The 8,853-nt window shown below is 65.9% G+C and carries 8 protein-coding genes and 1 pseudogene; 1 reads left to right on the top strand and 8 read right to left on the bottom strand.

Annotation, left to right across the window (positions count from 1 at the left end; translation table 11 throughout):
• Positions 1 to 377 (top strand): annotated as a pseudogene (locus EJC49_RS25675) (hypothetical protein); the annotation flags it as partial.
• A 99-nt stretch (positions 378 to 476) separates the two neighbouring features.
• Here the strand turns inward: EJC49_RS25675 and EJC49_RS13975 are convergent.
• The 8 genes from EJC49_RS13975 to EJC49_RS13940 all read right to left on the bottom strand — a co-directional run bounded on the left by EJC49_RS13975 (position 477) and on the right by EJC49_RS13940 (position 8,824).
• Positions 477 to 1,184, bottom strand: a complete 708-nt coding sequence (locus tag EJC49_RS13975; RefSeq protein WP_126700554.1) for an HAD-IA family hydrolase — start codon at positions 1,182 to 1,184, stop codon at positions 477 to 479.
• Positions 1,181 to 1,864, bottom strand: coding sequence for a ribulose-phosphate 3-epimerase (rpe, locus tag EJC49_RS13970; protein ID WP_126700553.1), 684 nt, complete (start codon positions 1,862 to 1,864; stop codon positions 1,181 to 1,183). Before rpe ends, EJC49_RS13975 begins: the two co-directional genes overlap by 4 nt.
• A 132-nt stretch (positions 1,865 to 1,996) precedes the next feature.
• Positions 1,997 to 3,064 carry an ABC transporter ATP-binding protein gene (locus EJC49_RS13965; RefSeq protein ID WP_126700552.1) on the bottom strand — a complete coding sequence of 356 codons (1,068 nt, stop codon included), beginning with the start codon at positions 3,062 to 3,064 and terminating at the stop codon, positions 1,997 to 1,999.
• A 15-nt stretch (positions 3,065 to 3,079) separates the two neighbouring features.
• Positions 3,080 to 3,871: an ABC transporter permease gene (locus EJC49_RS13960; protein ID WP_126700551.1), complete on the bottom strand. Its 792-nt coding sequence runs from the start codon at positions 3,869 to 3,871 to the stop codon at positions 3,080 to 3,082.
• A complete protein-coding gene (locus tag EJC49_RS13955) occupies positions 3,868 to 4,764 on the bottom strand; it encodes an ABC transporter permease (protein WP_126700550.1) in 897 nt (298 codons plus the stop codon). Before EJC49_RS13955 ends, EJC49_RS13960 begins: the two co-directional genes overlap by 4 nt.
• 78 nt (positions 4,765 to 4,842) lie before the next feature.
• A complete protein-coding gene (locus EJC49_RS13950) occupies positions 4,843 to 5,949 on the bottom strand; it encodes an ABC transporter substrate-binding protein (protein ID WP_126700549.1) in 1,107 nt (368 codons plus the stop codon).
• Positions 5,950 to 6,173: 224 nt separating this feature from the next.
• A complete protein-coding gene (locus EJC49_RS13945) occupies positions 6,174 to 7,340 on the bottom strand; it encodes an iron-containing alcohol dehydrogenase (RefSeq protein WP_126700548.1) in 1,167 nt (388 codons plus the stop codon).
• 101 nt (positions 7,341 to 7,441) lie between these two features.
• A complete protein-coding gene (locus tag EJC49_RS13940; protein ID WP_126700547.1) occupies positions 7,442 to 8,824 on the bottom strand; it encodes an aldehyde dehydrogenase family protein in 1,383 nt (460 codons plus the stop codon).
• Positions 8,825 to 8,853: the final 29 nt, after the last annotated feature.

The following is an 8,853-nucleotide window of genomic DNA, read 5'->3' as shown; positions in this document are numbered from 1 at the left end:
AGACGCCTCGCAGGCCGCCGCCGCTGCGGCCCGACGACCGGGTCGACGCGACCCGGTTGTTGCTGCGGTTCGAGGCGCTCGCCGTCGCCCTTCAGGACCTGCCACGCGAGGCCGAGCGCTTCCGGCGCTGGCAGGCCCGCAACCGCGCCGCGATCGCGCGTGCCGAAAAGGCCAATGCCGCGCCAGTGCGGGCGCAGGTGGCCCATCCCGCGCTCATCCCGGTGACCAGGCGGGTACGACGGTATCCTAGATACTCGCCGCTGCGCACAGGCAGGCCGCCCGGTTGGCGACGAAAGTCCAAACGCGAGATCCAGACCATCCTCGCGGAGTCCAACGACCTCGCCCACATCGCGCTGAGACGGCGCGACACCTCCTGAGAGCACATGGTCGCCTCCACCGGCAGATGTCCCGCCCGAACTCGGTTCGACGGCGGTCGCGGGCGTTTGCGCCGGTCCCCGGCGGCATCGACCTGACGTTCAGCACAAGCGGGAGTGCAGCCGCCGCAGCGCCGGCGTGAGATCGGCGAGGCTGTCGACGACGAGATCGGGGGCGAGGCTTTCGGCGGACTCGGCGCCATACCCGCCGCGCAGGATCACGACCGGCAGACCGGCGGCGCGCGCGGCTTTCACGTCGGCTTCGCCGTCGCCCACCATGACGGCACGGTCACGTCCCGCCCCCATCGCGTCGAGGACGGCATGGAGCATGTCGGGTGCCGGCTTCTTCGCCATGGTCTCCACGGCGCCCTGCACGGCCGCCAGGTGACGGGAGAATCCGTAGTGGTCGCAGATCGCCTGCGTGAACGGCATCGGCTTGTTGGAGACGACGGCAAGCTTGACGCCCGCCTGCGCCAGCGTTTCCAGGCACGTGGACGCGCCGGGCAGCACGACGGTGAGGTTGACCAGATGGCGGCCGTAGATCGGCATCATCTCGGCCACACGCCTCGTGAGCGCTTCGCCGTCGAGCGGCACCGAGCGCGCCGCGAAGGCGCGCTGCACCAGCGGCGTCACCCCGTGGCCGACCATCAGCCGCACCTCGTCGACGCGGAGCGATTCCAGCCCGTGGTGGGCCAGCAGTTCGTTGGTTGCGGCTGCGATGTCGGGAACGGAATCGATCAGCGTGCCGTCGAGGTCGAACAGCACCGCCTCGGGCAGGCCGTCCTGTGGCGGGCGGCCGTCGGCGTTCACGCCGCCTCCTCGAACGCCCCATCGGAGGCCGCACGGATGGCGGCGATGTTGGCCGCGTACGCCGCCTCGCTGCCGCCCTTGAAAACGGCCGACCCGGCCACCAGAACGTTGGCGCCGGCCGCCGCCACCAGCGGCGCGGTCTCGACCGTCACGCCGCCGTCGATCTCGATGTCGATCGGGCGGGCGCCGATCATCGCCTTCACGCGGCGGACCTTGTCGACCACCGCCGGAATGAAGGCCTGGCCGCCGAACCCCGGGTTGACCGTCATCAGGAGCACGAGGTCGAGTCGGTCGAGCACGTATTCGATCACGCTCTCGGGCGTCGACGGGTTGAGCGAGACTCCGGCCTTCTTGCCGAGGTCGCGGATCGCCTGCAGCGACCGGTCGAGATGGCGGGTGGCCTCGACATGAACGGTGATGATGTCGCAGCCGGCCTCGGCGAAGGCGGCGAGATAGGGGTCGACCGGCTCGATCATCAGGTGGCAGTCGAAAATCTTCGGCGTGCGATTCCGCACGGCCTTGATCAGCGGCGGGCCGAAGGTGATGTTCGGCACGAAATGGCCGTCCATGACGTCGAGATGGATCCAGTCGGCCCCTGCGCGGTCGATCGCTTCGATCTCCTCGCCCACGCGCGAGAAGTCCGACGCCAGTATGGAAGGAGCGATGATCGTCTTGGTCATGGCGCGACATCCCGCCTGCGCGGGCTCCATTGGCTGGTTTCGCGGCTCAATGGCCTCAACGGCGCGAGAATGCAAGCGCGATGCGGGTATCCGGCCGTGCAAAAGGCGCCATCCGTCGACTGACGGCCCAGCCTACCGGTCGAGGATCAGCATGTCCGAGGACGAGAAGCTGATCTCGGCCCGTTCGCCGGCCACCGGTGGCGGGCTGGCGGGGCTGTTGAATGTGTCGAGCGACACCAGCGCGCCGCCCATGTCGACGCGCACGCGGATGACCGAACCGAGGAAGCTCACTTCGCGGATGGTGCCCGTCACCAGTCCATCCCGCCCCTCGCGGCGGCCGAGTGCGATCGCCTCGGGCCGCAGCGCCAGCGACAGCGCCTCGCCTGCCTTTCGACCCGCGACCCGGTTTCCGACCGAAATCTCGCCGCCGGCGATCGTGACGACGCCTGCCGCCGGATCGGCGATCGTGCCCTCGATCACGTTGAGCGTGCCGACGAAACCAGCCACGAAACGCGTCGCCGGCCGGTTGTAGATCTCGAAGGGCGTGCCGACCTGCTCGGCTCGACCGTCATACATGACCACGATGCGGTCCGACATGGACAACGCCTCCTCCTGGTCATGGGTCACGAACACGGTGGTGATGCCCAGTTCCTTCTGGATGGTCCGGATCTCCTCGCGCAACGACACGCGCACCTTGGCGTCGAGTGCGGAAAGCGGCTCGTCGAGCAAGAGCACCTGCGGCCGCGGCGCCATGGCGCGGGCCAGCGCCACGCGCTGCTGCTGTCCGCCCGACAACTGGTAGGGGTAGCGGTTGCCGAAATCCGGCAGCTTGATCAGTTCGAGCATCTCGGCCACGCGCGAGCGGATCTCGGCAGCCGGCTTTCCGGCGACCTTGAGGCCGAAGCCGATGTTGCCCGCCACCGTCATGTTGGGAAACAGCGCGTAGGCTTGGAACACCATGCCGATATTGCGCTGGTTGGGCTTCAGGCGCGTCACGTCCTTGCCGCCGATGAAGACCTGACCGACGCTTGGTTCCTCGAAGCCCGCGACGATGCGCAGCATTGTCGTCTTGCCGCAGCCCGACGGGCCGAGAAACGAGACGAACTCGCCCTGCTTCACGTCGAGATTGAACTCCTGAACGACGACCGTCGGGCCGAAGGCCTTCCGCACCTGCCGAATGGAGAGAAACTGGTCGGACATCGGGTTCCTGCTTTTCTAGTGCGGCTGTGTCGGCGCGCGCGGCGCGAAGCGGGAGACGACCTGGATCAGCGCCATGCAGCCCCAGGTGATGGCGAAGGCGATGACCGCGAGCGCCGCCGGTTCGTAGGCCCGATTGGCACCGATCAGTTGGAGATACGGGCCGAAGGCCGGCCTGTTGAGCAGCGCCGCCAGCACGAACTCGCCGATGACGATCGCAAACGTCAGAAAGGCACCCGACAAGACCGCCACGAGCACGTTGGGCAGGATCACCCGCCACATGATCGTCAACCATCCGGCGCCCAAGCTCTCCGCCGCCTCGGTCAGCGTGCGCACGTCGATCGCTCTCAATCCGGTGTCGACGGCGCGGTACATGTAGGGAAGCGACAGGACGACGTATCCGAACATCAGGAGGATGTTGGTGCCGAGCGCCGTGCCCGTCAGCGGCAGCCACGACGAGGTGTTGTAGAGGCGGATGTAGCCGAAGACGATGACGATGGGCGGGATGACCAGCGGCAGCAGCGTCACGAACTCGAGATAGGGCCGCCAGCCGGGCAGCTTCAGCCGCACCCAGTAGGCCGTCGGCACGACCAGCAGCACTCCCACCACGATCGTGGCCAGCGCCATCATCACCGAATAGGTGAAGGTCGCCTGGAAGCGCGGGTCGGCGAGCACGGCCCAGTAGGCGTCGAGGCTGTAGACGCCGCGTCTCATCTTCATGGAAAACTCGAACGTGCCGATCAGTGGCAGGGCGAAGTAGAGCACGCCAAGCGCAAGGAAGGCCCAGGACCAGAAGCGGTTCGCCTTCATTTGACCCACCGTTCGCTGCGGGCGCGCAGCCAGATGTAGACGAAGTTGGCGATGCCGGTGATGACGATCATGCCAAACGCGAGCGCGTAGCCGAGATGGGGATCCTGCAGCACGTCACCACGGATCTGGGCAAAGAGCAGGATGGGCACGATCGACAGCGACGAGCCGGTGAGCGCGTAGGCCGTCGCCACCGCGCCGAAGGAATTGGCGAAGAGCAATGCAAAGGTGCCGAGCAGCGTGGGCCAGAGGATCGGCAGCGCCACCATGCGCCAGTACTGAAAGCTGGTTGCGCCGAGGATCGACGCAGCCTCACGCCATTCGCGGCGCATGCCATCGAGCGCGGGCGTTACGATCAGCACCATCAGCGGGATCTGGAAGAAGAGATAGGTGAGCGTGAGGCCGCCGAACGACAGGATGTTGAATCCCATGCCGTAGAGATTGATGCCGAACCAGTCGCGCAGGATCAGCGTCACCAGACCGAGCCGGCCGAAGGTGGCGAGGAAGGCGAAGGCGAGCGGCACGCCCGCGAAATTGGAGGCGACGCCCGAAAACGTCAGTAGCGGCGAGCGCACCCAGCCGGGCAGTCCGCCGAGCACCACCGCCCAGGCCAGCATGAAACCGATCAGGCAACCGAGGAAGGCCGAGGCCACGCTGATGCGGATGGAGATCCAGTAGGCCGCAATGATGGAAGGTTGGAACAGGTTGGCGATATTGACGAGCGTGAACTCGCCGGCCGGATTGCGAAACGCGCCCGTCACGATATGCAGCGTCGGCATGATCAGGAACAGCACGGCGAACGCAAGGAAGGGCACGATGCCGACCCAGGCGAACGAAATCCGCGCTCGTCGCGCCGGTGGCGGCGCGGGAAGAGCCGCTGCGCTCGCGTCAGTCATGCGGGAACTGTCCCCTCTTTGCCCCTCGATAGAGACGTCCCCCGCCGAAGCGGGAGACGTCGGACGCCCGACGGGCGATTACTGGACGTTGGCGCCGACCACGCTGTCCCACTTGGACGTGATTACGTCCTTGGCCGCACCCTGCTCTTCGAGCGTCGGGAAGACGGCCTTCTCGTAGGATTCCGCCGGCGGCAGCGCGTCGAGCATCTCCTGCGGGACCTTGCCGTTGGCGACGAGGTCGTTGAAGCGGATCGGGTGGCAGTAGCCTTTCAGCCAGCCGAGCTGGCCTTCGTCGGAGTACAGATACTCCATCCAGAGCTTCGCGGCGTTCGGATGCGGCGCGTAGGCACTGATCGCTTGCAGGTAGACGCCGGCGAGCACGCCCGACTGCGGCACGATGACCTCGACCGGCGGGTTGCCGTTGAGCGCATCCCGGCCGGAGAGCGCGTTGTAGTCCCACCAGATCACGATTGGAGTCTGGCCCTGCGCGAGCGTGCCGGACTTGCCGATCGTCGGGACGAAATTGCCGACCTTGTTGAGTTCGGCGAAGAACTCAAGGCCCTTCTCGCCCGCCTCGGCACCAGCAGCGGCACCCATGCCCATGCCTGCAGCCTGGACGCCCAGGATTGCCTGGTTCGACGCACGGGGGTCACCGGCAAGCGCCACCGAGTTGGCATATTCCGGCTTCAGCAGGTCGGACCAGTCGGTCGGCAGTTCCTTGACGATATCGGTGTTCACGGCGAAGGACAGCACGCCGTAATAGTCGCCGTACCAGTAACCTTCCGGATCCTTGACGTTGTCGGGGATCGAGTCCCAGGTCGAGACCTTGTAGGGCTGGATCAGCCCCTCGGACTTGGCCTGCGGGCCGAAGGCGAAGCCGACGTCGATGACGTCTGGCGCCTGCGGGCCCTTGTTGTCCTTGTTGGCGCGGATCGCCTCCAGTTCGTCGGCCGAGCCGGCATCCGGGTTGAGTTCGTTGACGGTGATCTCGGGATACTTTGCCTTGAAGCCAGCGATGACTTCGCCATAACCGCACCAGTCATGCGGCAGCGCGATCGTGGTGAGCATGCCTTCGGCTTTGGCCGCGGCTTCCAGCGCCGCGAGATCTTGCGCCGACGAAATAGACGTGGAGACCATCAGCATGGCTGCGGTCATGGAAAGTGCTGTTCCCGTGCGTTTCATCATCTTTTCTTCTCCGTAGGGTGTGACGTCGAACGACGTCTGCGTCGCGGTTACCGGTGTCCCGTGACAATTGGATGAATGCCGCCGCCATCTTCCGCACGAGCCCCCGAAAAGCTAGCCTTTGGCGGGTTCAACGGCAAACGGAATCGCTGCATCTCCGGCTAATTGATCGACATCCACCGATCTGGTGTCGACATCCTTTGCCGACCCCGGGGTTTATCGATCCTTCACCCGGCAATCGCCTGGTCGAGAAGCGACAGAGCGGCATCCTTGGTCAGTCTGACCGGGTTGCCCCCGGCAGTAGGATCGATAATCGCCATCTCCGCGATCAGGTCCTTGCGCGCGTCGTCCATGGCGAGGTCCTTGATCAGCCCGCCCAGCGTATGCGGCACGCCGAGATCCTGTCGCAGCTTCAGGATCACCGCGGCGAAGCCGTCGAAGCCGCCAGCGATGCCGCAATAGGCGGCCAGCCGGTCGATGCGCTCTTCCACCGCCTCGCGGTTGAAGGCGAGCACGTAGGGCATGAAGACGGCGTTGGTCATGCCGTGATGGGTGTCGTAGAGCGCCCCGATCGGATGCGACAGCGAATGGATGGCACCGAGCCCCTTCTGGAACGCGGTGGCGCCCATGGCGGCGGCCGACATCATGTGCGCGCGCGCCGTCAGGTCCTTGCCGTCGGCAACCGCCTTGGGCAGGTTCTCCAGTACCAGCCGCACCCCCTCGACCGCGATCCCGTCTGCCATTGGGTGGTACCCCGGCGCGCAATAGGCTTCCAGGCAGTGCGCCAGCGCGTCCATGCCGGTGCCGACCGTGATGAAGCTGGGCATGCCGACGGTCAGCGCCGGATCGGCGATGACGATCGCCGGCAGCATCTTGGGGTGGAAGATCACCTTCTTGGTATGACTGGCCTCGTGCGTGATGACGCCCGCGCGGCCGACTTCCGAGCCGGTGCCCGCCGTGGTGGGCACGGCCACGATCGGCGCGATCCTGTCGGCATCGGCGCGGGTCCACCAATCGCCGATGTCCTCGAAGTCCCAGACGGGACGCGTCTGGTGCGCCTGGAAAGCGATCAGCTTGCCGAGATCCAGCGCTGAACCGCCACCGAACGCGATGACTCCGTCATGGCCGCCTTCGTTGAACACGGCAATGCCGGCGTTGAGGTTCGATTCCACCGGGTTCGGCTTGACCTCGGAGAAGACGCGATAGGGGATCTTGGCCGCGTCCAGGATCTTCAGCGTGTCGGCCACCACCGGCAGCTTCGCCAGCCCTGGATCGGTCACGAAGAGCGGATGCTTGATGCCGGTGACGGCAAGCGCATCCGGCAGTTCGGAGATACGCCCGGCGCCGAAGCGCACGGTGGTCGGATAGTTCCATTTGGAGACGAGAGTGGTCATGGCTCGGGGTTCTTTTTCGCGAAAGAAGAATGGTGGCCGTCCTGCCCTCCGCCCGTCTGGACAGAGGAAATACGCTCAGGTGTGGCACCTCGAACAGGGGCTCAGATCTTTTCCCTTAGATGAAAACCCTTGGGTCGCGTCAGGTTGTCATAGCCGACGAGGCCCATGGCGCCGCCCTTGCCGGTGTCCTTGACGCCGGTCCACACCAGCCCCGGATCGACGTAGTCGCAGCGGTTCATGAACACGAGACCGGTCTCGACGCGATCGCCGATCGCGGCGGCATGGTCGGTGTCGGTCGACCAGATGGACGCCGTCAGTCCGTAGGGGCTGTCGTTCATCAGCGCGATCGCCTCTTCGTCGTCGCGCACCTTCATGATGCCGACGATTGGGCCGAAGCTTTCCTCGCGCATGACACTCATCTGGTGGTTCACGCCCGTCAGCACCTCGACTGGCAGATAGGGCGAACCGGCCCTGTCTCGCTCGTCCTTGACGTTGAGATGCGCGGTCGCGCCCTTGCGGAGCGCCTCGGCCTTCTGCTCGCGGATGTAGTCGGCGAAACGCGCTTGCGCCATTGGCCCCATGACCGTGTCGGTGTCGACCGGGCTGCCGAGCGTCCAGTGGCGGCTCTCGGCAATGAACCCCTCGACGAAATCGTCATAGACGGCCTCGTGGACATAGATGCGCTCGATGCCGCAGCAGCACTGGCCCGAATTGAAGAACGCGCCTTCGGCCAGGTTGGCGATGGCGTGGTCGAGCTTCACGTCGGGCAGCACGTAGGCGGGGTCCTTGCCGCCGAGTTCGAGCCCGAGTGTCATGAAGGTTCCCGCTGCGGACTTTTCGATCGCCCGGCCACCTGCCACCGATCCGGTGAAATTGCAGTGGTCGACCTTGCCGGATGCGAGCAGTCTCTCGGTCTGGCCATGGCTCATGACCAGGTTCTGGAACAGGCCCTTCGGTAAGCCCGCCTTGTCGAAGGCCGCTTGGAAGCGCTCGCCGACCAGCAGCGTCTGCGCGGCATGCTTGAGAATCACGGCGTTGCCCGCCATCAGCGCCGGCACGATGGTGTTCACCGCCGTCAGGAAGGGGTAGTTCCACGGCGCCACGACGAAGACGATGCCGAGCGGCACCTTCTTCAGGTAGCGCCGGAAGCCCGGCCGGTCCTCGGGCACGTAGGGCGCGAGCGCCTTTTCCGCCAAGGCCACCATGTATCGCGTGCGCTCCTCGACGCCGCCCTTCTCTCCACCGTAGCGGACGGGGCGTCCCATCTGCCAGGCGAGTTCGGGAACGATCTCGTCGTTCATGGCCAGCAGCGCCTCGAGGAAGGCGAGCAGGTATTCGCCGCGCCGTGCGATGGGCACGCCGGACCATTCGGCCTGCGCCGCCTTGGCGCGATCGACGGCAGCATCGATCGCGTGGTCGGTGGCAACGGGCCGCTCGATATAGATCGATCCGTCGACGGGGGATGTGAGTTTCACGGTTTCCAAGGGTGTTCTCCGCTTATTATGGCAGGCGT

The organism is Aquibium carbonis (genome assembly GCF_003970795.1).
In the GTDB taxonomy this organism is placed as follows: domain Bacteria; phylum Pseudomonadota; class Alphaproteobacteria; order Rhizobiales; family Rhizobiaceae; genus Aquibium; species Aquibium carbonis.
This window is presented reverse-complemented; position numbering and strand designations above follow the sequence as displayed.

What these genes read in the sequence shown, in the direction of transcription:
- EJC49_RS13960 (WP_126700551.1), bottom strand. Translation starts at nt 3,871, where the DNA reads ATGAAGGCGAACCGCTTCTGGTCCTGGGCCTTCCTTGCGCTTGGCGTG.
- EJC49_RS13945 (WP_126700548.1), bottom strand. Translation starts at nt 7,340, where the DNA reads ATGACCACTCTCGTCTCCAAATGGAACTATCCGACCACCGTGCGCTTC.
- rpe (WP_126700553.1), bottom strand. Translation starts at nt 1,864, where the DNA reads ATGACCAAGACGATCATCGCTCCTTCCATACTGGCGTCGGACTTCTCG.
- EJC49_RS13950 (WP_126700549.1), bottom strand. Translation starts at nt 5,949, where the DNA reads ATGATGAAACGCACGGGAACAGCACTTTCCATGACCGCAGCCATGCTG.
- EJC49_RS13965 (WP_126700552.1), bottom strand. Translation starts at nt 3,064, where the DNA reads ATGTCCGACCAGTTTCTCTCCATTCGGCAGGTGCGGAAGGCCTTCGGC.
- EJC49_RS13955 (WP_126700550.1), bottom strand. Translation starts at nt 4,764, where the DNA reads ATGACTGACGCGAGCGCAGCGGCTCTTCCCGCGCCGCCACCGGCGCGA.